The 23,439-nt window shown below is 61.6% G+C and carries 21 protein-coding genes; 5 read left to right on the top strand and 16 right to left on the bottom strand.

All coding sequences use genetic code 11. From position 1 onward, the window contains the following. The first annotated feature begins 122 nt into the window (after window positions 1-122). From AC5E6N_RS00450 to AC5E6N_RS00435, 4 genes are all read left to right on the top strand, one after another. Window positions 123-863 (top strand): DUF6969 family protein, encoded by a 741-nt coding sequence (locus AC5E6N_RS00450; protein ID WP_491745977.1) that lies wholly within the window; start codon window positions 123-125, stop codon window positions 861-863. Window positions 864-905: 42 nt separating this feature from the next. Then, window positions 906-1,877 (top strand): alpha/beta fold hydrolase, encoded by a 972-nt coding sequence (locus tag AC5E6N_RS00445; RefSeq protein ID WP_491745949.1) that lies wholly within the window; start codon window positions 906-908, stop codon window positions 1,875-1,877. A gap of 105 nt (window positions 1,878-1,982) precedes the next feature. Then, complete coding sequence (locus AC5E6N_RS00440; RefSeq protein WP_491745948.1) at window positions 1,983-2,441, top strand: TerC family protein; 459 nt, start codon at window positions 1,983-1,985, stop codon at window positions 2,439-2,441. Next, the gene (locus tag AC5E6N_RS00435; RefSeq protein WP_491745947.1) at window positions 2,434-3,612 is read left to right on the top strand and encodes a CaiB/BaiF CoA transferase family protein; all 1,179 of its coding nucleotides are present in this window, start codon (window positions 2,434-2,436) and stop codon (window positions 3,610-3,612) included. Before AC5E6N_RS00440 ends, AC5E6N_RS00435 begins: the two co-directional genes overlap by 8 nt. On the opposite strand, the gene AC5E6N_RS00430 is transcribed toward AC5E6N_RS00435, so the two are convergent. Next, window positions 3,609-3,947, bottom strand: coding sequence for a protein tyrosine phosphatase family protein (locus tag AC5E6N_RS00430; RefSeq protein WP_491745946.1), 339 nt, complete (start codon window positions 3,945-3,947; stop codon window positions 3,609-3,611). The genes AC5E6N_RS00435 and AC5E6N_RS00430 overlap by 4 nt on opposite strands. Before the next feature lie 194 nt (window positions 3,948-4,141). On the opposite strand from AC5E6N_RS00430, the gene AC5E6N_RS00425 reads away from it, so the two are divergent. Beyond that, the gene (locus AC5E6N_RS00425; RefSeq protein ID WP_491745945.1) at window positions 4,142-5,176 is read left to right on the top strand and encodes an ABC transporter ATP-binding protein; all 1,035 of its coding nucleotides are present in this window, start codon (window positions 4,142-4,144) and stop codon (window positions 5,174-5,176) included. Window positions 5,177-5,196: 20 nt separating this feature from the next. Here the strand turns inward: AC5E6N_RS00425 and AC5E6N_RS00420 are convergent, their stop codons facing one another. The 15 genes from AC5E6N_RS00420 to glpK form a co-directional block, all read right to left on the bottom strand. After that, window positions 5,197-6,903 carry an ABC transporter permease gene (locus AC5E6N_RS00420; RefSeq protein ID WP_491745944.1) on the bottom strand — a complete coding sequence of 569 codons (1,707 nt, stop codon included), beginning with the start codon at window positions 6,901-6,903 and terminating at the stop codon, window positions 5,197-5,199. Window positions 6,904-6,906: 3 nt separating this feature from the next. Then, window positions 6,907-7,887, bottom strand: coding sequence for an ABC transporter substrate-binding protein (locus AC5E6N_RS00415; protein WP_491745943.1), 981 nt, complete (start codon window positions 7,885-7,887; stop codon window positions 6,907-6,909). Window positions 7,888-7,960: 73 nt separating this feature from the next. Then, window positions 7,961-9,559, bottom strand: a complete 1,599-nt coding sequence (locus AC5E6N_RS00410; RefSeq protein ID WP_491745942.1) for a hydantoinase B/oxoprolinase family protein — start codon at window positions 9,557-9,559, stop codon at window positions 7,961-7,963. Window positions 9,560-9,562: 3 nt separating this feature from the next. Next, entirely contained in the window at window positions 9,563-10,663 is a 1,101-nt protein-coding gene (locus AC5E6N_RS00405) for a M24 family metallopeptidase (RefSeq protein WP_491745941.1), read from the bottom strand. A 16-nt stretch (window positions 10,664-10,679) separates the two neighbouring features. Beyond that, window positions 10,680-11,510 (bottom strand): aspartate/glutamate racemase family protein, encoded by an 831-nt coding sequence (locus AC5E6N_RS00400; RefSeq protein WP_491745940.1) that lies wholly within the window; start codon window positions 11,508-11,510, stop codon window positions 10,680-10,682. A 25-nt stretch (window positions 11,511-11,535) separates the two neighbouring features. Beyond that, on the bottom strand, window positions 11,536-13,197 hold the full coding sequence (locus AC5E6N_RS00395) for a hydantoinase B/oxoprolinase family protein (protein WP_491745939.1): 1,662 nt from the start codon (window positions 13,195-13,197) through the stop codon (window positions 11,536-11,538). Between the two features lie 11 nt (window positions 13,198-13,208). Continuing rightward, window positions 13,209-15,281 carry a hydantoinase/oxoprolinase family protein gene (locus AC5E6N_RS00390; RefSeq protein WP_491745938.1) on the bottom strand — a complete coding sequence of 691 codons (2,073 nt, stop codon included), beginning with the start codon at window positions 15,279-15,281 and terminating at the stop codon, window positions 13,209-13,211. Further along, the gene (locus AC5E6N_RS00385; protein ID WP_491745937.1) at window positions 15,281-15,781 is read right to left on the bottom strand and encodes a GAF domain-containing protein; all 501 of its coding nucleotides are present in this window, start codon (window positions 15,779-15,781) and stop codon (window positions 15,281-15,283) included. Before AC5E6N_RS00385 ends, AC5E6N_RS00390 begins: the two co-directional genes overlap by 1 nt. Next, a complete protein-coding gene (locus AC5E6N_RS00380; RefSeq protein WP_491745936.1) occupies window positions 15,771-16,595 on the bottom strand; it encodes an ABC transporter ATP-binding protein in 825 nt (274 codons plus the stop codon). The genes AC5E6N_RS00385 and AC5E6N_RS00380 overlap by 11 nt, the downstream gene beginning before the upstream one ends. After that, window positions 16,592-17,470, bottom strand: coding sequence for an ABC transporter ATP-binding protein (locus AC5E6N_RS00375; RefSeq protein ID WP_491745935.1), 879 nt, complete (start codon window positions 17,468-17,470; stop codon window positions 16,592-16,594). The genes AC5E6N_RS00380 and AC5E6N_RS00375 overlap by 4 nt, the downstream gene beginning before the upstream one ends. Continuing rightward, complete coding sequence (locus tag AC5E6N_RS00370) at window positions 17,467-18,300, bottom strand: ABC transporter permease (RefSeq protein WP_491745934.1); 834 nt, start codon at window positions 18,298-18,300, stop codon at window positions 17,467-17,469. The genes AC5E6N_RS00375 and AC5E6N_RS00370 overlap by 4 nt, the downstream gene beginning before the upstream one ends. After that, a complete protein-coding gene (locus AC5E6N_RS00365) occupies window positions 18,297-19,328 on the bottom strand; it encodes an ABC transporter permease (protein WP_491688372.1) in 1,032 nt (343 codons plus the stop codon). Before AC5E6N_RS00365 ends, AC5E6N_RS00370 begins: the two co-directional genes overlap by 4 nt. An 82-nt stretch (window positions 19,329-19,410) precedes the next feature. Next, on the bottom strand, window positions 19,411-21,015 hold the full coding sequence (locus tag AC5E6N_RS00360) for an ABC transporter substrate-binding protein (RefSeq protein WP_491745933.1): 1,605 nt from the start codon (window positions 21,013-21,015) through the stop codon (window positions 19,411-19,413). A gap of 43 nt (window positions 21,016-21,058) precedes the next feature. Continuing rightward, the gene (locus tag AC5E6N_RS00355) at window positions 21,059-21,700 is read right to left on the bottom strand and encodes a helix-turn-helix domain-containing protein (RefSeq protein WP_491745932.1); all 642 of its coding nucleotides are present in this window, start codon (window positions 21,698-21,700) and stop codon (window positions 21,059-21,061) included. A gap of 231 nt (window positions 21,701-21,931) precedes the next feature. Further along, window positions 21,932-23,425 carry a glycerol kinase GlpK gene (glpK, locus tag AC5E6N_RS00350; RefSeq protein ID WP_491745931.1) on the bottom strand — a complete coding sequence of 498 codons (1,494 nt, stop codon included), beginning with the start codon at window positions 23,423-23,425 and terminating at the stop codon, window positions 21,932-21,934. Window positions 23,426-23,439: the final 14 nt, after the last annotated feature.

Here is a 23,439-nt window from a genome sequence, read left to right as displayed (position 1 = left end):
CCAACTGACGCGTTTCCCGTTTGCCGGGGGCCGTCGGTTCCCGGCAACACCTGCCGGAGCCCCGTGTTCCCTCAGCCCACTTCCTGTTAGACTGCCGCGAAAGATGAATTGCCTTGGCCGATGTGATGGACAATCCGGTACGCGACGATCCCGAAATCGACTTCAAGAGCCTGCCGCGAGCCGAGCTCAAGGCGATGCAGCAGGCCGCGGACGATATGATCGCCGTTCTTGAACAGGCGGCCGAAGAAAAGAAGCACATCCTGATCGACGTGCTGAGTTCAACGGCACCCGACGCGTTTACACAGTGGCAGCATTATCCGCCGGGCGATGTGCACGACCGGGAAAAAGGCGCCCTGTGGTTTTACCACGCGCACTCGGAAGATCCCGAGGCCCGCCCCTGGGCCGAGCACGGACACTTCCACCTCTTCGTCTACAGCGAGCATGTGCAGGCGGGCGTGGAGCCCATCGCCCTGCCGCCCGACCCCGATTTCGAACTTGGCGGGCTGTGCCATCTCGTTGCTATCTCGTTCGACCAGTCCGGCACGCCGATGCGCATCTTCACCGTCAATCGCTGGGTGGCGATGGAGTGGCAGTATCCGGCACAGGAAGTCATCCGGTTGCTGGACTTTTTCGATCTCGACAACGAGGAATACGCCCTCACCACCAAATGGCTGGTCGCCGCGCTGAAACTCTTCCGGCCGCAGATCGAGTGGAGCCTGCGCGAGCGTGACCTCGAAATCGCCCGGCTTCGCGAGAACGATCCGGACGGCTTCTCCGAGGACGAGGATATCGAGGTGCTCTCCTCCTTTCCGTTCGATCTCGGCGGCCAGATTGCCGCGATAGAGGAAGCGCTCGACAGCTGACGCGGGATTGCGCTTTGCCCCGGGCGTGTGCAAGGTCGCGCCATGAGCGGATTTGACGATCAGACCAGCCTCGCATCGCCGACCGGCGCAAACCTCAATCTTCTTCATATGCGCCCGAAGGACAAACTCCGCGCCGTCGTCCACATCAACCATGGTCTCGCCGAGCATGCCGCGCGCTACCAGCCCTTTGCCGATTACCTGTCGCAGGTCGGCTTCGCCGTCTTTGCCCATGATCACCGCGGGCACGGGCACACAACGGCGTCCGACGCGACGGCGGGGCGTTTTGCCGAAGCCCCGGCCGGGCGCGGCTGGGAAAAGGTCGTCGCGGATTCCCTCGCCGTCAACACCCGTGCACGAACCGAGTACCCGCAATCGCCGCTTATCACCTTCGGCCACTCCATGGGCGGACTGATCGCCATGAACTTTGCGCTTTCCCATCCGGACCGGCAGATCGCGCTCGCTGTTTGGAACTCCAACTTCAAGATGGGCCTCGAAGGCCGCGTAGCGCAGGCCATTCTCGCCGCCGAAAGGATGCTGAAGGGGTCCGATGTGCCAAGCGGCATGCTGTCCAGATTGACGTTCGAGGCCTGGGGCAAAGCGATCAAAAACGCAAAAACGCGATCGGACTGGCTGTCCCACGACACCGCCGCCGTCTCGGCCTATATCGAAGACCCTTTGTGCGGTTGGGACCCCACCGTCGGCCTTTGGCAGGACATATTTGCCATGGCATTTCACGGCAGCAACCGGGCGGCGCTGGCCGCCCTGCCGAAAACCATGCCCATTCATCTGGTCGGTGGCGGTCAGGATCCGGCGACGGCAAAGGGTCGCGCGGTGACATGGTTTGCAAGAAAACTGCGCGGCCACGGCATGGAAGACGTAACGTGCTGTATTTACGAGGGACTGCGTCACGAGACGCTGAACGAATCGGCGCCGCCCGGCGCGCACGGAGCCATGGAGGATTTCGCCGCCTGGGCCCTGTCGGCGCCGCAGCGCGGCACAGCCGCCGCGACCTAACATGATTTTCTCCTGCCGGGCCTGTTCTGTGGCAAATTGTCATAGCGCCGGCTAGGTCCGTTTGCTACCACGGGCCAAAGCCCATCGGCCAAACGGGGACCGCCCATGCTGGAAACGCTCTTCACACTCGACAATCTGACGACTTTTCCGGTGCTGACGGCGCTCCCGTGGATCGTGGCGATGAACCTGGCTTTCTCGTTCGACACCGTGCTTTCGGCGATCGCGCTGACGGAAAACCTCGTCGTCATGGCCGCCGCCATCGTGGTCCCGGGCGCGCTGATAGTCCTGATGGCGGATACCGTTGCAAGTTTCCTTGAGAAAAACAGGATGTATGAGGTGCTGGGACTTTTTGTCCTCTTGCTCGTCGGCGTCATGCTGATGTCGGATGGCGGCCATATCGGTCATCTGACCTTCTTCGGTCACGCCATTGAGCCAATGGCGAAATCCACCTTCTACTTCGTTCTGGTGACCCTGGTCACCGTTGAAATCGTACAGAGCCGCTATCAGAAACGGATTCTTCTGGAAGCCGCAAAACGCCGGGAGGCAAGAGCCCATAATGTCTGATGCGTCGCTTGAGGGCATCCGTGTTGTTGAACTGGCGAGGGTCCTGGCCGGACCCTGGGCCGGACAGATCCTTGCCGATCTCGGCGCGGATGTGATCAAGGTGGAAAATCCGAAGGGCGGTGACGACACACGCCATTGGGGCCCTCCCTTCATAACCGGTGCGGACGGCGAGAATCTGGGCGCGGCGTATTATCATTCGACAAATCGCGGCAAGCGGTCGGTTACGGCAGATCTGCGCGATCCGCAGGATCAGGAATTCGTGCGTCGGCTTGTTTCCAGGGCCGACATCCTCATCGAGAACTTCAAGACCCGCGGCCTCGAGAAATACGGTCTGGATTACCACAGTGCCCGTAAGCTCAACCCAAAGCTCGTCTACTGTTCGATCACCGGCTTCGGACATAACGGACCCTATGCCTCCCATGCGGGCTACGATTTCATCGTTCAGGGCATGTCGGGATTCATGTCCATCACCGGCGATCCCGACGGGCAACCGATGAAGGCCGGCGTGGCGATCGCCGATATCGTCACCGGTCTTTACGCCGTCTCGGCGATACAGGCCGGGCTGATCCACGCCATGAGAACCGGCAAGGGCCAGCATATCGACATGGCGCTGCTCGACAGTCAGGCGGCGATCCTGTCCAATCAGAACATGAATTTCCTGACCACCGGCGACAGCCCGACACGCATCGGAAATTTCCATCCCAATATCTCACCCTATGAGGTGGTCCCGACAAGCGACGGCTACTTGATCCTCGCCGTGGGCAATGACGGTCAGTTCCAGCGCCTGTGCAAAATCCTCGGCGCCGATGACCTGGCAACCGATCCGCGGTTTGCAACCAACAGGGATCGCGTAGCGCACCGGTCGGACCTGCGCGAGCGCCTTTGGGCGGCAACGCAACGGTTCGAGCGGGCGGTGCTGCTTGAAAAATGTGAGGACAATGCCGTACCCGCAGGTCCGATCAACTCCATCGGCGAGATGTTTGACGACCCGCAGATCAAGGCGCGCGGCATGCGCATCGAGCTCGATGACGGATACGGAACCAAAATTCCCGGCGTCGCATCGCCGATCAGGATGTCGGAAACACCGCCCACCCATTCACGCCCTTCCCCGCGCCTCGGAGAACACAATGACGAGGTGCGCGAAGAACTCAAAAGGCTGGAGAGCGGCTAAGCCCTGATGTGCAGGGTCTGCTGGTAAATAACCGTCGAGCGGGCCCCGGAGCGGCAGTAGCCGAGCATGGGACGGTCCATTTCGTCCAGTGCGTCGACAAAGGCCTGAACCTGTTCGAAACCGACCCCTTCGCGCCCGATGGGTATATGACGCATCTCGATACCGCGCGTGGCCGCGGCGGCTTCGATTTCAGAGTAGGATGGCTGGCCTTCCACCTCTTGGTCCGGCCGGTGGCAGACAATCGACTTGAAGCCCATGGCCGCAATCGTCTCAATGTCTTCGACCGTTATCTGGCCGGCAACCGAATACTCATTGTTGATCTGCCTGATGTCCACTGCACACCTCCTGTAGCGCCCATGCACCCGCTTATAGCAGCAGGAAACCGGTCTTGCCATGTGGTTGCGTCGCAAATTCGGCAACACACCGGGACAGGAAGATGCTGTCACAAATATGAAGGCGGGCTGCTGTATTCGGGTGGGATTTTCGGGTAGCAACCCACCACAGGATTGAACACGGGAGTGAGAGACACGTGTCCGTCGTCATAAAATCGGCCCTCAAGAAATTCACGGATCACGCCGCGGTCAACAATGTTTCCGCGGAAATTCCAGACGGCGAGTTCTTTGTCATCCTGGGACCCTCGGGCTGCGGCAAGAGCACGCTTTTGCGTCTCATCGCCGGTCTCGAGACGCTGGACGACGGTGAAATCCTGATTGACGGCAAGATGGTGTCCGGACCTGGCGTGCACACCACGCCGGAAGACCGGCAGGTGGGCATGGTGTTCCAGTCCTACGCGCTCTGGCCGCATATGAGCGTCCGCCAGAATATATCCTTCCCGGTGACCGCCTCCGGCGGCGATGCCGATACGGCCGGCCGTATCGCCGACGCACAGATAGAAGCCGTTTCGCTGACAGGCCTGGAAGCGCGCAAGCCCGCCGAACTTTCCGGCGGGCAGCGCCAGCGCGTTGCGCTCGCCCGCTGCCTCGCCGGACAATCACGCATCATCCTGATGGACGAGCCGCTGGCCAATCTCGACCCGCATCTCAGGCACGCGATGGAAGAGGAACTGGCAAATTTTCACCGCATGGCGGGCGCGACAACCCTCTTCATCACCCACGACCAGCGTGAGGGAATGGCCCTCGCCAGCCGCATCGCGGTCATGGACAACGGCCGGTTTCTGCAGATCGGCACGCCGCAGGACATCTACAATTTCCCGCTCAATGAGACGGTGGCGCGCTTTGTCGGACGGAGCGGCATTGTGACAGCGGCAAGGGACGCCGATGGCCGAACGATCATCGCCGGCCAGCACGTCGACACCGGCACGGCATCATCGGGAGCGGGAACGGCCGGGCGGGCCGTTATCCGTCCTTCGGATGTCTCGGTCAGTCATGGCGGTATTGAGGCCGAGGTGCGGACGGTGGCCTATCGCGGCGGAAGCTGGGACGCGCGCGTCGCCGTCGATGGTCTGGAAGATACCCTGCCCGTCGTTCTGCAACGCAAGGTTCAGATCGGCGAAACCATTCCGGTGGCGATCAAAACCGCCTGGCTTCTGCCGGAAGACGGATGAATACCCGCTAACAGGACCATCTATTCGTCGCGCCAGGGGATGACACCGGCCGGCAGCCGGCCTGAAAACACGTTGAGCGCAAGCATCAACAGCACGGTCGCAAAAACCGTAACGCTCGACATTGCAGCAGCGAGAGTGGTGTAGCCGCCGTCCTCGTAATTGAAGATGGTGGTGCCGATGGTCTCGTTTCCGGTCGACCACAGCAGCGCCGATACGGTCACTTCATTATAGGCGGTCAGGAAAACCAGGATCGCGCCGGATGCCGCCGAAGGCAGCACCAGCGGCAAAAAGATGCGCTTGATCCTCAGGAAAAAGCGCGCTCCGGCAACCCGCGCCGCATCATCGAGCGACTGGTCGAGCTGTCCATAGGCGGCGCCGACCGGCTTCAGGGCGATGGAAAAGAAGGCGCACAGATAGGCCAGGAATATGATCCCCCAGGTGCCGTAGAGGGAGATGTTCAAAAGCGGCAGCGGCTTTATGAAGGCCAGGATGAAGCCGACGGAAATGACGAGCCCGGGAATGGCATAGGCGATGTCGCCCATCCCGGCGATGCCGCCCGCCATGATCCGGCGCACGCCCCGCTGGTTCAGATAATACCCCACAAGCGCGGCGAAAAAGCCGAGCATGATCGCCGCCGAGCCGGCAATCAGCGTCGAGTTGGCAAAGGCCCTCAGCGTAACGGACTGGCGGACCAGAACTTCCAGATAATTCGCCAGGGTGAATGTCTCGGCGGCCAGCGGCAGCCCGTAGGTGCGCACCAGCGAGGTGGCGAGGAGGGACGCGATCGGCAAAACAAGGGTCGCCGCGATGACAAGCAGAAGGAGGACCTCGGCGACGGGACGCCAGCGGCCCAGCGCAATGCGCAGGGGCTGCTGCGACTGGCTGATAAGGCCGATCTTCGCCCGGTTCTGCCAGGCGATCTGCGCCATGACCACGACAACCGCGACAAAGGCGATAATGACGGCGAGCACCGCAACGTCCGTGAGAACATCCGGTCCGAAACTCGCCAGCCGGCGCCAGATCAGGACCGGCAGTGTGGTGTAACGGGCCGGAATGCCGAGCAAGGCCGTGATCCCGAAATTGCCGAGCGCCGAGACGAAGGCCAGCGCAAATCCGGCAATCAGCGACGGCACCAGAAGCGGCAGGAGAATGCGGCGGATGACGAGCCCGGGCCTGGCGCCGCTGACTCGCGCGGAATCGAACAGGTCCTTGGGAAGTCCGCGCAGGCCGGCTCTGACCAGCAGGAAGACCAGGGGCGCATGCTGGACACCCAGGAGAAACACGACACCCCCGCGCGAATAGAGCGGATGCGTGCTTCCGAGCGGCGGCGCGATCGACAGCCACTGCAATATCGGACTGGACGGGCCAAGCGCCTGTATCCACGCAATCGCCGTCACATGCGGCGGTATCATCATCGGCAGGAGAACCAGAAAGACCAGAACCGCTTTGGCGCGCGCATCGGTGAGACCGATAATCACCGCCATGACGGTTCCAAGACCAAGCGCAAAGAGTGCGGACAGGAAACTGCTCTCCAGCGAATGCCAAAGGGCGCGCAGGACGGAACGACTCTCCAGCGCCTCCGAAATCGGAGCCAGGGACCAGCCCTGTTCATTGGAAAGCCCGGTCTCAAGCAGCAGCAGGAGCGGCAGCCCGAAAAGAAAGACCGATATCAGTAAAAGAACGGCGAGGGTCATCCCCTCGCCGTTCACATTCAGTGCTTTGCGCAACTATCAGCCGCCGAAGATTTCAGTAAACTTCATCTTGTTCTTCTTATCATCGGCAAGTGCCGCGGCGGGATCGAACGGCATCAGCTTGATCTGGTCGCGCGGCGGAAAACCCTTGGGAGGTTCAATCGCCGGATGAGCGGCAAGGTAGCCCTGGCTCGCGGCGAGTTTCTGACCGTCCTCGGAAATCAGGAAATCGACGAAGGCCTTTGCGGCATCGGGATTCTTTGCCGTTGAAAGGATCGCAACCGGCTCCGTTACCGCCGAGACACCCTCGGCCGGGAAGACGAACTCAACCGGTGCGCCGTCGAGCTTGTTTCTGATCGGCAGGAAGTCGACCACGAAGCCATAAAGCTTCTCGCCGCCGGCAATCGCCTTGTAGGTTCCGCCATTGCCGCCCTTGGGGTTGGCGCCCTGCGCGGCGAGCCCTTCATAATAATCCCATCCGAGTTCCGGATTACCGGTCAGCGCTGCCATGTGGATGGTCGCGGCACCCGAGGTAAGAGGCGACGGCATGGCCAGCTTGTCTTTCGCATCCGGCTTCAGAAGGTCGTTGTAAGACGTTGGCTTCATTGGCGCATTGGTGTTGTACATGATGCCGGACGTGATCAGCTTCGTGGAGAAATAGGTCTTGTCTTCGTCCATGATGGCCGGATCGTATGCCGAAACGTCGGCACCTTCATGAGCCATGAGGCGGCCTTCGGCCTTCAGGCCTTCCATGGTCACCATATCGGCAATCAGCAAAACGTCGGGCTGGGGCGCGCCGGCCTCGAATTCGGCGCGCAGCTTGGCCATGACCTTCGTCGTGCCGTCACGGATCCATTCGACCTCGACATTCGGGTGTTTCGCCTTGAATGCATCGACCGTCGCCTGCGCATCCTTGTTCGGCTGCGATGTGTAAAGCACCAGCTTTCCGGACACATCCGCAGCTATTGCGTGGCCGGCCATCATCATCGCGGCAATGGAGGTTAGGATCAGTCTTTTCATGGCTATGCCTCTGTCTGGTATAAACGTGCGTTGGCACTCAGGTTTAGCCGCCGAGTGTGACGCTTATATTTCATTAAGCATGGGCATCATTGCAACCGTCTCGGCCCCTCCTGCCCCAGCCGCCGCCATTGGCCGTGTCGATCTCTATCCTGTCGCCCGGTTCCAGTTCCACGCCGCTGGCAAAGGCCCGGGCCTCGCGCCCGCCATCGCCGCGCAGGATGGCAAAACCATTGGTTCCGCCGGCCTCGCCCCCGGCGAGACCCCAGACGGGAACCCGGTTTCTGCTGTAGCCGGCCGACAGCAGCGCCCGGCCGCGCAAGCGGTAGCAAATCGACAGCCCCTTGCCGCCCCTGAACCGGCCCTGCCCGTCATGGCTGCCGCTGAGCCTCTTGTGCTCGACATCCAGCCCGTAGCGCGCCTCGGCGATTTCGACCGGGCAGTTAAAGGTTTCGCCATGGCTGCAGGAATACATGGCATCGAGCCCGTCTCGGCCGGCGGTCGCGCCCCAACCGCCCATTTGCGGCTCGACCATGGTGTAGCGGCGGCCGGTATCGGGATGCTCGCCGGCCAGAACCGTGCCGCAGATGGAGGCGAAATGACCGGCCGGCAGCCGCTCCGGCATGGCTCGCGCCAGACATTGCCAAAGCATGTCGTAAAGGCGGATCCGGGTCTCGAAATAATAGCCGTGCGGCGCGGTGCCCGTTGCGTGAAAGACGGTGCCCGGCTCTGTGATCACCTCAAGGGGCCGAAAGGATCCCGCATTTGCGAAGAGCGACGGATCGGTCAGCGCCTTGAAAATCATCTGCGCGGAGATCACGGCCCCGTCACGGCTGGTGTTGTAAGGTGCCGCGCGCACCGGCGGGTTACCGCGCAGATCGACCGTGAACCGGTCCCCGGCGATGGTGATTGCCGCCCGCCAGCGCGCCCCGTCATCCTGTTCTTCCTCGATCTCATAGGTTCCCGGCGGCAGGGCCTGAAGTCCGGCAAGACCTCTTTTCTCGCCTTCCTCGAACAATGAGGCCAGCGCCGCTCCATAAGCCTCAAACCCGTGGACGTTGATCAGCTGGACGATGCGGCGCTCGGCAATACGGCACGCTGCGACCTGCGCCCAAAGGTCCCCGTTGGCAAAATCCGGCAGGCGGGAATTGGCGGCGATGATGTCGAAGACGGATTGCACCTGCTCTCCCGCCTCAAACAGGCGGATCGCCGGCAGCCGGAGGCCTTCCTGAAAAATTTCCGTCGCTTCGGTCGACATGGAGCCGGCAACCCGCCCGCCGATATCGTTCCAGTGGGCGATCGTCGCACACCAGGCGACGAGATTGCCGTCTGCAAAGACAGGCAGCGCCAGAACCACATCGTTGAGGTGTGTCACGCCGCCGTAATAGGGATCATTGGTGATGAACAGATCGCCCGGCCGGATCGCCTCCCGGCCGTGCAGGTCCAGGATACGCCGTACGGCCTTGTCCAGAACACCGACAAAGGTCGGTATCCCGGCGCCGGAACTGACCAGATTGCCCTCGCCGTCGGTAATGCCGGTGCCGACATCCAGCACCTCGTAGATGATCGGGCTCATGGCCGTCTTGCGCAGCACGGCGAACATCTCGTCCGCCGCCGCAACGAGGCTGGCCTGGATCACCGCCGCCGTGAACGGATCGTGTGCGGCTGCCGCCATCGGCTACACACTCACCCTGTGAGCATCACGCGGCAGTTCGGAGAGGATCTCCGGCCCGCCCTCGCGAAGGATCACGATCTCTTCCAGCCGGATGCCGAAACGGCCCGGAAGATAGATGCCGGGTTCGATGGAAAACACCATGCCTTCATCGAGCACCGTGTCGGAGCTCGATGTGATGTAGGGCGGCTCGTGCACTTCGACGCCCAGACCGTGGCCCGTGCGATGCACGAAATAGTCCCCATAGCCGGCTTCCGCGATGACATTGCGGGCCGCCGCATCGACATCGCTGGCCTTGACGCCTGGCTTCGCCGCGCTCATGGCCGCCTGAACCGCACGATCGACAACCGCGTGCACCTCGTCATAGGCTTCCGGCGCATCGCCCACCACAACGGAACGGGTGATGTCGGACGGATAGTTGCCCGCCTGCGCGCCTATGTCGATAACGATCACATCGCCGGCCTTGATGATCGTATCGCCCGTGTGGTGATGCGGGAACGCGCCGTTGCCGCCGGTTCCGACGATACGGAACAGGGGACGCGCGCCATTGCCGATGAAGCTGTCCGAAATGACATCGGCGAGCTCAATCTCGCTCATCCCGGGGCACACCGCGGCAAATGCCGCTTTCATCGCCTCGTCGGCCAGGAGGGCATTTTTCTTCAGCTCACGGTACTCGTCTTCGCCCTTGCGCATTCTGAGCGCTCCCAGCGTCCCGCCGGTAAAAGCATGAGCAGCGCCCGGTATCGCATCGAGCACGAGCAGGGCAAAATCGGCGCGCATGGCCTCGTCGAGGACAATGTTTCGCGCGTCATGTGCCCCCACCTCAATGAGCGCGGCTTTCAACGCATCGTCCGGGCCGGTCGCATCGTCCCAGGTGTGAAACCCGATATCGGTCTGCTTGCGGCTCCCTTCGGCGTTGAGCGCGGGCATCAGGAAGGTCTCGCCCTTGCGGCTGATCAAGAGCAGGCAGGGACGCTCGTCCGGATGCGGGTAGAAGCCGAGCAGCCATTTCATATGGGCGCCCGGGCCGAGTGCGATCAGATCGACATTCTCCTCAACCATGCGGGCGCGGAGCGCCGTCAGACGCTCCAAAACAGCGTTGTCCATTTTTATCCTCTTTGCTCTAGGCGGCGCTCGCCGCGATCGTATCTGCGGGAACGGCAATGCGGCTACCGAAAAACTCACCATCGTCGAAGCCGCCGAAACGGGCGATCTCCTCCTCGGGCGGGGCTTCGCAGGACCATTTCCTGCTCGGAATCCAGCCGCACTGCCGCTTGAGCAGCGCCGCGTATTCGGCCCGTTTGAAGACCGCGATGGACGGGTCGATCACCGGGACGCCGAGTTCCCTCTCAAGCTCCTTGTAGAAGCCGATTTCCAGCGTGCAGCCCAGAATCAAGGCCTCCGCATAGTCCTGCTCGACGGCCTTCCGGCCCGCTTCAAGCAGGAGATCGTTGGTCCGCTGATGATCGGTCTGGAAGTCATTGACGCCAAGCTCGACGTGGTAGAAACCCGAGAGCCGGTCCCCCTGCCCGTTGGCCCGGACCGTTGCTTCCATCTGGTCGACCCATTTGCGCCGGCCGACAATCACACCGAAACGGTTTGCAAGGCTGGTGGCGATTTCGAGCGATGCGACACAGGGCGCGGTGACGATCATTTCACCGGAAATCTCGCGGGCATCGTGCAGCGCCGTGTCGTAGAAACAGCCGATCGCCAGGGCGTCAAAACCCTCGCGCGCCGCCGCGCGCGTCGCCCGGATAATGCCGCGCGTCACCATCGCTTCATAGGATCGAAACTCGATATGGGTGAAGGCGCCGTCCTGCGGCGGCAGGGAGGTGATATGCACCTCGGTGTTTGCCAGCTTGTGTGCGGCCGCCATGTCGGCAAAGACCTGATCGTAGTCATCGCGGCCCGTCGGGCTGAGATACATCACCTTGAGCGGTTTGTCCGTTTGCATGATCTTTCCTCCTGTCGATACCGTTTCAGACCTTCACACCGTAGATTTCTTCAGCGCGCTCCGGCGCGATCAGTCCATTCTTGACGTCGCGGCGCACCGCTTCCGGGTCGCGCTCCTTCGGATCTCCGAGCCCGGCACCGTTTCCAGTCACCACCCGGATCACATCGTCTTTCTTCGTGGCGAGCCCCGAGACGAAAGCAAACCGTTCGGGCTCGCCGTCCTTCGGCCGGAACTCAACATAATTGGGAGATCCTTCCCGCCCGCCATCGATCGGCCAGGCGGGAAACTTGGAACGGGTGTAGCCGGCTGTCAGGAAGCCGTTGTCGGCCCGCACACGGTAATCCATGACGATGCCGCGGCCGCCGGTGAACCGGCCCTCTCCGCCGGGCTCCATATTGAGCTCCAGGCGGTCGACATAAAGCCCGTTGCGGGCCTCGTTGATCTCCGCCGGGCAGTTATATGTCTCGCCGTGGAAGCCGCAGAAAACGGCGCTGTTTCCATCACTGTTGCGGCTGGCGCCCCAGCCGCCGAGCTGCGGCTCGATGATCGTATACTGCCGGCCGGTATCGGGGTGAATGCCGCCGATAAATGTTCCGCAAACGGACGCAAAATGTCCGGCCGCCAGGCGCTCCGGCATATGCGGCGCAAGGCAGCGCCACATCAGGTCGTAAACCCGCAGCTCGATCTCGTAGTAAAAGCCGATCGGCGCCGGCTCGCTGGCATGGAACACCGAGCCTTCGCGGGTCAGAAGATTGATCGGACGGAACGAGCCGCCATTGGCGGGCGAATAGGGATCGGTCAGCGACTTGAAGATCATCTGCGCGCAGACCATCACCCCGTCGCGGCTGGTGTTGACCGGATTGTCCGACTGGTCCGGATTGTCGCGCAGATCAACCGTGAATTCGTCCGGTCCGATGGTGATCTTCACATTGAAGATCCGCCCGTCATCCTGTTCCTCCGAGAGTTCGAACGTGCCCTGGGGAAGGTCGTCGAGCGCCTTGCGGGATACCTCCTCGCCGAAATCCATGAACGACGACATGGCCCGCTCGAAGGTTTCCGTGCCGTATTTTTCGGCCAGTTCAACAAGCCGTTTGTCGCCGACCCTCACCGACGCAATGGCCGCCCAGACATCGCCCTCCAGCACGTCCGGCATGCGCGAATTGACCTTGATGATGTCCATCACCGGCCGGATCGGCTCGCCCTTGGAGATGATCTTGATCGCCGGCAATCGCAGCCCTTCCTGGAAGATCTCCGTCGCCTCGCCGGAAAGCGAGCCCGGCGCCATGCCTCCGACATCGGAGTTATGGGCGATATTGGCGGTCCAGGCGATAATGCGCCCGTCGGCGAAGACGGGCATGGCAACGACGATATCGTTAAGGTGCGTGACGCCGCCATAATAGGGATCGTTGGTGGCAAAAACGTCCCCCGGCCTGATATCGCCGGGCTTGTCGAATCTCTCGATGATCACCCGGACAGCCTTGTCGAGCACCCCGATGAAGGCCGGTATGCCGGCACCCGATGACGCCAGTTGCCCTTTGGCATCCATGATGCCGGTGCCCATGTCGAGCACCTCGTAGATGATCGAACTCATGGCCGTCTTGCGCATGGCGGCGAACATCTCATCGGCCGTCGCCTGAAGGGAATTCTGGATGATTTCCAGCGTGATCGGATCGTTGCTGCTGCTCATGGTCGCCTCCCTCATTCACCCAGTTCGATGTGAATATTGCCATAGGCGTCGACACGGGCACTGCCATTGGGGTGGATGACCACCGTCGTTCCCGGGTCCTCGACAATCGCCGGCCCTTCAAACGCCATGCCGGGTTTGAGGGCCGGACCGTCATAGATCGTGCTTTCGTGCTCGCCGTCGAGCGCATAGTCGACGGTCCGCGATCCCTTCACAGCCGCTGTCGCATCCGCATCTCCAAGCGGCTGCGCGGTCATTGTCAGCTTGCCGACCTCCGCGGAGGCAACCAGATGAATGCCGACCATCTCGACCGGCGCGTCGAGGCGATAGGTGTATTCACGCTCATAGGTCTCATGGAACAGCGCCTCGATGTCGGCGAGCCGCTCACCGGTGATCGCACCGGCCGGCACGAGAACCTCGGTCGTATGCTCCTGATTCTGGTAACGGAACTTGCCGAACCGCAGGAACGTGATGCGCGAGGCATCGATGCCTTCCCGCGCGAACTGGGCCCGCGCCTGCTCTTCCGTCTCGGCAAAGAGCGCTTCGATATCTTTCGCCCCGCCCTCGGCAAGATCGACCAGGCGCGTCACAAAATAATCCCGCCGCAGGTCGGACATCATCATGCCCCAGGCGGAAAACACCGAAGCGCCGGCCGGGACCACCACCTTTTTCACGCCGAGTTCGGCGGCCAGCGCGACGGCATGCATGGCGCCGCCGCCGCCAAACGCCACGAGAGTAAAGTCACGCGGATCGAAACCCCGGTTCAGCGAAACCAGCTTGAGCGCGTTGACCATATTGTTGTTGGCGATGCGCACGATGCCGCGCGCCGCCTCCTGCGCGCTCACGCCGAGTTTCTCCGCAACCGATTCTATCGCGGCGTTGGCCGCCTGCATGTCCGCATCGATCTCGCCGCCGCAGAAATAGTCCTTGTTGATGCGCCCGAGATAGAGGTTGGCGTCTGTTGTCGTTGCATCGGTGCCACCCTTGCCGTAGGCAGCCGGGCCCGGCAGCGCGCCGGCCGATTGCGGTCCCACATGCAGCTTCTTGAAGTCGTCCACCCATGCGATGGAGCCGCCACCATTGCCGATCTCGACCAGATCGACCACCGGCACCATGATCGGGTACCCTGCCGATGTGCGGTCCTTTTCGATCCAGTAATCCGTCATGATCCGGACCTGCCCGTTCTCGATCAGCGAGCACTTCGCCGTTGTGCCGCCGATGTCGAGCGCAAGGATGTTGGGCTCGTCGATCAGCTTGCCGAGCTCCGCCGCGCCCCAGAAACCGGAGGCCGGTCCGGATTCGACCATCGTGATCGGGATGCGGGAGACCGATTCAAGCGAATCGACGCCGCAATTGGACTGCATGATATAGGGGCTGCCCCTGAAATCCCGGCTCGCCAGCCCGTCCTGCAGCCGCGAAAGGTATCGCTCGGCAATCGGCTGCACATAGGCGGACAGGACCGCGGTGTTTGTGCGCTCATATTCGCGCCATTCCCGCGTGATCTGGTGCGAGGACACGACCGAAACGTCCGGCCAGTGTTTGCCCACCTCCGCCAGAACCGCCTTTTCATGGGCCGGGTTCGCATAGGAGTGAAGGAAACAGATGGCGATCGCCTCAACGCCCTCCTCGCGGAAGCCGTCAAGGATTGCCGGCAGGCCGGACATATCAAGCGGCTGCAATTCCTCACCACGGTAACTCATGCGGCCCGGGAGTTCCCGGCGAAGGTATCGGGGAACGAAAGGCGGCGGCTTCTTGTAGTGCAGATTAAAGAAGTCCGGGCGGTTGCCCCGGGCGATTTCAAGAATATCGCGAAAGCCCGCGGTGGTGATCAGACCGACCTTGACGCCCTTTCGCTCGGTGAGCGCATTGATGACGACGGTCGTGCCATGGGCCAGGAAGTCGACCGATCCGGGATCGACCCCGCCCTTTTCAAGGACATTCAGCACGCCCTTCTCGAAATCCGGCGGTGTCGTGTCGGACTTGGCCGTGCGAATGCTGGAGGCACCGTTCTCGTCGGTTTCAAAACAGACCAGATCGGTGAACGTCCCCCCGACATCCGTTGCGACGCGTATTGTGGAGCCCGCCATCACAGACCTCCCTTGTTCAGTTTTTCCATGAGAAAACAAACGCTTCCCGGCAGTTTCAGACTCTCCGCCGCAGCCACCTTGTCCGCTGTGTAGAAGCCCGCCTCATGCAGGCAGTTGATCGTGCCGAGCACCTCGTTGCCGACGACGACCGGAATGTTGAGAACGGATTCGCATCCCAGAGACCGGATCAATTCATGATCGTCGAAAACCGCGGCAATACTTTCGATATCGTTGGCGACAAAGGTGTTGCGGCCATCCAGAACATGTGCGGTCCAGTGATCGCTGCCCACCGGCTTTGTGCCGGAACTGGGATAGGCGTCGGGCATATTGGTATAACTGCGCCTTGCAAGCCGGGATTCGCGATCGAATGTCATCAACGTGAACAGCTTCACGCCGATGCGTGCCTGGGTCAGCTCTTCGAGTGCCATTTGGACGTCCGCCACGCGCGTCGCCCGTCCTGCCGCTTCGGTGAACTCGGTGATCATGTCTTCAGCCGACACTGTTTTCCTCCATGACTTTCCGGCGAAGATCCAGTTCCTCGTCGGTGATGACCGGGATCGCTCCGATCAGGCTTCGGGTATAGGCATTTCGGGGCCGCTCGAAGATCGCTTCGGTCCCGGCCTGTTCAACAAGCTTGCCGCGCTCGAATACGGCGACGCGGTCGGCGATGTTCCGCACGACGCCGAGGTCGTGGGTGATAAAAACGTAAGTGAGGTTCCGCTGACGTCGCAACTCGTCCAGCAATTGCAGCACACGGGCCTGAACCAGGACATCAAGGGCCGAGGTCGGCTCATCCAGGACGAGGATTTCAGGTCCGCACGCCAGCGCCCGTGCGATGGCGACGCGCTGGCGCTGTCCGCCCGAAAGCGCCGACGGGTAACGCCCTGCAAATGCCGCAGGCAGCCCGACTTCCTCGAGGAGCGCACCGATCCGCCCCGCCCGGCCCGGCCGGTCGCCGATATCGTGCACATCCAGCGCCAACCGCAGTGATGCGCCGATGGTACGGCGCGGGTTGAGCGAGGACAGCGGATTTTGCTGGACAAGCTGGATCGCGCGCCGCAAGGGCAAGGTCCGGCGCGTCGGCAAGGGCGCGCCGTCAAGCAGAAACTCCCCGGCGCTCGGAGCGTAAATACCGAGCAGCATGTTGGCGAAGGTCGTCTTGCCCGACCCGCTTTCGCCGACAATCGCCAGGCACTCTCCGCGCCTGACCGAAAGGGAGACCGAATCGAGAGCCTTCACCTCATGAATAGACGTCCTGAAAACCTTGGAGACGTCCCGCGCCTCCAACACCGGTCCTGCGGTGGCGCGATTCATGTCGAAACCTCCGCTTCATGGTCGATCATCGGATCCTGAAAACCGTCCGTTGCTTCATCGATCTGCGGAATGCCGCCGCCCGTGATACGCGGAACGGCCGCCATCAGCGCGCGGGTATAGGGATGACGGGGATTGTGAAACAGCTCATGCGTCTCGCCATGTTCGACAAGCCGGCCCTTGTAGATCACGTAGACCCGGTCGGCGAATTCGCGCACCACACCGAGGTTGTGAGAGATAAAAAGCACCGATGTTCCACGCCGCTCGACGAGATCGCGCATCAGATGCAATGTCTGGGCCTGGACGGTAACATCCAGCGCCGTACCCGGTTCGTCGGCAATCAGGAGCGACGGCTCGTTGGCCAGCGCCATCGCAATCATGACCCGCTGGTTCATCCCGCCGGAAAGCTGGAAGGGATAGGATGCAAGCACCCGCTCCGGTTCGGGTATCGACACATCCTTCAAAAGCGCCACGGCCCGTGTTCGCGCATCGGCTTCTGCGACACCGGGCGACCCCCGCTTGAGCACCTCGATGAACTGCGCGTCGATCGGATAGACCGGGTTGAGCGACGAGGTCGGGTCCTGGAAGATCATTGAGATCCTGGTGCCGCGCAGACCCTGGCGCACCTTCAGCGGCTGTTGTTCCAGATCCTGCCCGTCAAACAGGACGGAACCCGAAACCTGCGCGGTGCGCAGCTCCTGCAGCAATCCCAAAATGATACGCGCCGTGACCGATTTTCCCGAGCCGGATTCGCCGACAAGGGCGACCTTTTCGCCCGCGCCGACATGAAGGGAAATGCCGTGCAGCACCTCCACGAGACCGGAATACCCCTTGAAGGCAAGCCGCAGGTCGCGGATGTCGAGCAGCGCATTCCTCATCGGTCGCTCCCCAGGAGTTGCCGCAACGCATCGCCGAGCAGATTGAACCCGAAGACGGCAATCAGAATGGCCAGCGACGGAAACACGGTCAGCCACCAGGAGTCGGGCAGATAATTGCCGCCTTCCGCGACCATGGAGCCAAGGTCCGGCGTCGGCGCCTGCACGCCCAACCCAAGGAAGGACAGCGACGAGACAATGAGAATGACGAAGCCGAGATCCAGCGTCATCTTGGTCACGATCGACGGCACGCAATTGGGCAGGATTTCCCGGAACATGATGTGCAGGCGCGATGCGCCGATGATCTCGGCGGCAAGCACATAGCCTTCCTGCGCTTCCGATCGCGTCACATTGTAGACGAGCCGCGCATACCAAGGCCACCACATGGTCGTCACCGCAAGCATCCCGTTTGTCAGCGTCGGCTCCAGAAGACCCATGACGGACATGGCGAGCACCAGCGGCGGGATCGACAGGAAGACGTCGGTAAGCCGCATGAGAACAAACTCGGCCCAGCCGCCAAGATAGCCGGCGGCAAGGCCTACGGTCACGCCGATCGGCACGGCAATCGCCAGCACCACCACCCCAAGCATGAGCGAAATCCGATACGCATAGAGGATACGCGAAAAGACATCGCGGCCCACCAGATCGGTGCCGAAAATATTGGGCCAGTGCGGCGGCTGATTGAAGTTCGAGAAATCCACCACCGCGCCGCGATGCGAGGGAAACGGTGCGATGAAATCGGCGAAGACGGCGGCAAAGACAACCGTGCCGACCAGAAAAAGACCGATCGCGGAGAGCGGATTTGACAGCAGAATATAAAGCGTGCGCCTCATGACCCGCTCCTCTCCGCCAGGCGAATACGCGGGTTGATATAGGCGATCAGCAGATCGACAATGATATTGACGATCAGGAAGGTGGCCGAGATGACCAGCACGGTGCCGACAATGGCATTGAGGTCCTTGCGCAGGATCACCTGCACCCCGTAGCGCGACAGGCCCGGCCAGCCGTAAACAGCCTCGACAAGAAAGGCGTTGCCCAGCATGGCCGCGAAGTCGAGGCCGATAATGGTCAGGGACGGGATCAGCGAGGGACGGAAGGCGTAACGGTTGGCGATGCGCCGCGCCGGAAACCCGTAGGACCGGGCCATCTCGATATAGGGCTTGTCATAGGTCTCGACCATATTGGAGCGGGTCAGCCGTGCGGCCTGTCCGATGCCGGAAAGGGCGAGCGCAAAGGCCGGCAGGATGATGTGGTGAAGGGCGCTGAAGAAGGCGGCAAAATTGCCGGCAATCAGGCTGTCCACCAGAAGAAACCCGGTCACCCTCGGCGGCACGGCAAGCGTATCTGAGATTTGTCCGGCTATCGGAAAGAGCGGCAGGAAGAATGCAAAGAGCAGCATCAGGATGACCGCCCAGACAAAACTCGGGGCCGAAACGCCGAGCAGCGATATGACGCGGATGATATTGTCCGCCGCCCTGCCCCGATAACGGGCGGAAGCGATGCCGAGCGGAATACCAAGACCGATCATGAAGATGCCGGCAACGATGACGAGCTCCAGCGTCGCCGGCAGAAACTGCGCGATATCCGTCATGACCGGGCGGTTCGTATAAAGCGAGATACCGAGATCGCCGCGCGCGAAATCACGCACGAAATAGCCGTACTGAACATAGATCGGTTCGTTCAGGTGCAGCTTGTCCCGCAGCTGCTCCACCTGCTCGCTCGTCGCGTTCGGACCGAGCGCGATACGGGCCGGATCGCCGGGGATGACCCGGGCGATGGTGAATATCAGCATCGACACACCGATCAGAACGATGACCGATATCGACAGCCGCTTCACAAGAAGGCGGACAACGGGTGACATTGCAGGTCGCAGCTTTCTTCGAGCCGTAAGCTCACGTTAAAAAGACGGGCCAGCGCCGAGGCAACCGGCCCGTGACGCAGGGCTAGTCCTTGTCTTGCATTTCCATCAGCCGGAAGCTGAAGCCCATGCCGTCAAGCCCGAAGGCCTTTGACGGATCGGACAGTGCAGGCACCTTGACCCGGTTGCTCGCGGCAAAGACCGACTGCCGGTCGTAACCGTAGATGGACGGGGCAATGGCCATCAGCCTGTCGTTCAGCTCGTGATAGGCTTTTGCCCGGGCTTCAGGATCGGAATTGACCCTGCCCTCTTCCAGCAACGCGTCCACTTCGGCATCGTTGAGATATTCCGGCGACTGCCAGGTGCCGGCCGCCTTGGAATCATACATGCCGTAAAGCAGCGTATCGGGATCGCCCGTAACGGCGTTGACGAAGAGCTGCGAGATATGAGGCGTGTTTTCAGGCTTCGAGACCTGTTCCGCAAACAGCGCCCACGGCAGCTTCTTGATTTCCGATTTGACACCGAGCTCGGCGAAGTTTGCCTGCATCAACAGTGCAAAACGTTCCTCGATAGGCACCTCGGCGATCCAGGAAATCTCGATCGTATGATCGCCCGGCGCATAGCGGCAGGAATCCCAGTGGCGCTTGGCCGCATCCATATCCCTGGTGAGCGTATCAGTCGGCGGGTTTGAACCAAGCATTCCGACCGGGATCGCGCCGGTCGCCGCGCTGCCCTGCGATACATCGTCGGTCACGGCGATCATCTTGATGGCCGCGTCGTAGTCGAATGCACTGGCGAGCGCCAGCCGGCATTGCGGATCGTCGAACGGAGCCTTGGTGGTGTTCATCTTGACATAGAAACCGCCGGTACCGGATTCGGTCAGCAATTGGGCGCCACCCTGTGCCAGGGCTTTCAGAACCTCCGGCGGCAGCCATTGCGAGGAAATGTCGTGCTCACCTTGCGCGATCAGGGTGCGTACGGTTGCCGGCTCCAGCCCGTAGCGGAGCCGGACCGTGTCAGGCGCCACATCCGCAACGCCGAGGAAATAGTCGGCATTCCTGGCCATGACCGTTTCCTGCTGCGGATTGTGCGAGGTAACCTTGTAGGCGCCGGTTCCCGCGCCGTTCGCCGAGAGGAACGCCTGGCCCCAATCTTTCATCTCGCCGTCACCGTCGCCGAGATTTTCCATCACAAGCGTCTTGTCGACACTCGGAAGGCGCAGCATCGACGCGACAAAAGGCGCGTAGGGTTCCTTGAGGACGAAGGTCACCGTGTTGTCATCGACGGCTTCGGCCTTCTCGACATTGGTAAACAGGTAAGAAAGACCGGCGCCAAGCGCCTGCATGCGCTCGAGCGAGAAGACCACGTCTTCGGCCGTCAGTGGATTGCCGCTCTGGAACTTGACGTCCTTGCGCAGCTTGAAAGTGTGGTTGTTGCCGTCGGCCGACCAGCTTTCCGCCAGATGCGAAACGAGGCCCGGCGCCCCCTGCGCCGGAAGCACCAGCGTGTCGTAGACGTTGAACATGAGGATTGAATCGGCGTAGTCGGATGCCTTTGCCGGATCGAGTTCGCCGACGGCGACCTCGTCGAGACGCAGCACTGTTTCAGCGAGCGCCGGCGCCGACGGTGCGAGCGCCAGCGTGCTGACGCCCAAAAGCGCCGCCGCCGCTGTTTTTGCAAGATAGTTCATGTGTATTCTCCCTGCGCGGTTCGGTTGTGGTTGATGCGGGCGGTCAATCCGCCTTCTGCTTGTTGTCCTTATGAAAGGGCGTAACGGGTTCCTCGCCGAACACATCCATCGTGCCGGCCCAAAGGATCGTCGCCGGTTTGTCGGAGTGGTTCCAGGTCGAGTGGACCCGTGTGGACGGAAAATGCATGGAATCGCCGGTTCCCAGTATCGTGCGCTCGCCGTCAACCTCGATCGTCACCGTACCCGCCAGCACGAACATGAGCTCCTCTCCTTCATGGGCGATGGGTTCGCTGCGGTGACCGGGCGGTTCATGCATGATCACGCTGCGCAGCACATGGCCCGGAAAGGACGAGGAAATGCGTTCATAGGTGACGGTGCTTTGGTTGACCGCGAAGGCCAGCCGGTCCGCCTGACGCGTGCGCACCTCGTCCACCTCGGGCTTCGGCTGTCCGGTCAGGAAGTCGGCGACCTCGACGCCAAGGACGCGGGAAACCGAGACAAGCGACGACAGCGACGGAACGGCGATGCCGCGCTCGATCTGGGAAATAAAGCCGACCGAAAGCCCGGCGGCATCGGCGACCGTCTTCAATGTCAGACCAAGTTCCCGCCGACGCTCGCGAAGCCGGGCCGCAAGCGCTCCGTGTTCACCCTGGTCCGTGGATTTTGCTGCGTCCCGCGCGCTCAATCCTGCCTCCTTTTTTAGTATTACTAAAACGATGGCCTCTGCAGGGAGTTGAGTCAAGATTTTTTTAGTATCACTAAAATCAAAAGCGGGACCGAATCAGCCACGATGCAAGATAGCATCATTTAATCAATATCTTGAGAGGAAAGGCTGAATCAGTACGCAAGCCTGAGCATGAGCGCGGATCGAGGCCGCACCCATGCAATGATCAATGTTTGATGATGGAACTGCTGGTCAGGAAAAACTGGTGAGCGTGCGTCGGACGGCGTCCTTCCAGCCGTCGAGCTCGGCATTGCGCTGACCGGCATCAATGGCCGGAGTGAACTGGCGATCCAGCGCCCAGCGCCTGGAAAACTCTTCCCTTTGCGGCCAGACACCGGCGCGATGACCGGCGAGCCAGGCCGCACCGAGCGCGGTTGTTTCAAGGATAACGGGGCGGTCGACCGGAACACCGAGGATATCGGCGAGGCGCTGCATGGTCCAATCCGATGCGACCATTCCACCATCCACGCGAAGCCCCGTTTCTTCGCCGCCGCCCTGCCAGTCGCCGCGTTTGGCCGTCAGCAGATCATATGTCTGGAAACAGACCGAATCGAGCGTCGCCTTGGCGATCTCGGCAGGTCCCGTGCTGCGCGTCAGGCCGAACATGGCACCGCGGGCTTCGGCATCCCAATAGGGCGCACCGAGACCGACAAAAGCGGGCACAAGATAAACGGACTGTTCGGGATCGGCCTTTGCGGCCAGTTCCCCGCTTTGCGACGCCGACTCTATGATGCCGAGGCCGTCGCGCAGCCATTGCACGCCGGCGCCCGCGACGAAGATGGAGCCTTCAATGGCATAGGTCGTTTGTCCGTCCAGCCGGTAGGCGATGGTCGAGAGCAGCCGGTTTTTCGATTTCACCAGCTCACCACCGGTATTGAGCAACGAAAAACAGCCGGTTCCGTAGGTGATCTTCATCATCCCGACATCGAAACAGGCATTGCCGATCGTTGCAGCCTGCTGGTCACCGGCAACACCGAGGATCGGCTTGCCGGCAAGCGGCCCGTCGGCGACAACACCAAACTCATCGGCGCTGTCGCAGACCTGCGGAAGCATGGAAATCGGAACGCGAAGATGGAGGAGCAATTCCCCATCCCAGCAGTTTTCCGTAATATTGTACATGAGCGTGCGCGACGCATTGGTGGCATCGGTGACATGACGTGCGCCGCCGGTGAGGCGCCAGATCAGAAAACTGTCGACCGTGCCGAAGCAGAGTTCGCCGCGCTCCGCGCGTTCGCGGACGCCCGCGACATTGTCCAGCAGCCAGCTCAGCTTTGTCCCGGAAAAATACGGGTCCAGCAAGAGCCCCGTCTTTTCGGAAAAAACAGGCTCGAGCCCGTCACCCTTCATCCGTTCGCACATATCCGTGGTGCGGCGGTCCTGCCACACGATCGCGTTGAAAACCGGTTTACCGCTCGCCCGGTCCCACACGACCACCGTCTCGCGCTGATTGGTGATGCCGATCGCCGCGATGTCGCCGGGGCCGACGCCCGCATTGCCGATCGCCTCGTCGATCGACCACTCGACACTTTGCCAGATTTCCTCCGGATCGTGTTCAACCCATCCGGATTTGGGGAAGTGCTGCGTAAACTCCTTCTGTCCAGCGCCGGCAACGGAAAGATCCGCACCGAACACGATTGCCCGGCTTGAGGTCGTCCCCTGATCGATCGCCAGGATATTGTCTGCCATTATTCCCTCCGTGA

It is taken from the genome of Hoeflea sp., assembly GCF_984452065.1.
The sequence above is the reverse complement of the archived record's forward strand: the minus strand, read 5'-3'. Positions and strand labels throughout refer to the sequence as shown.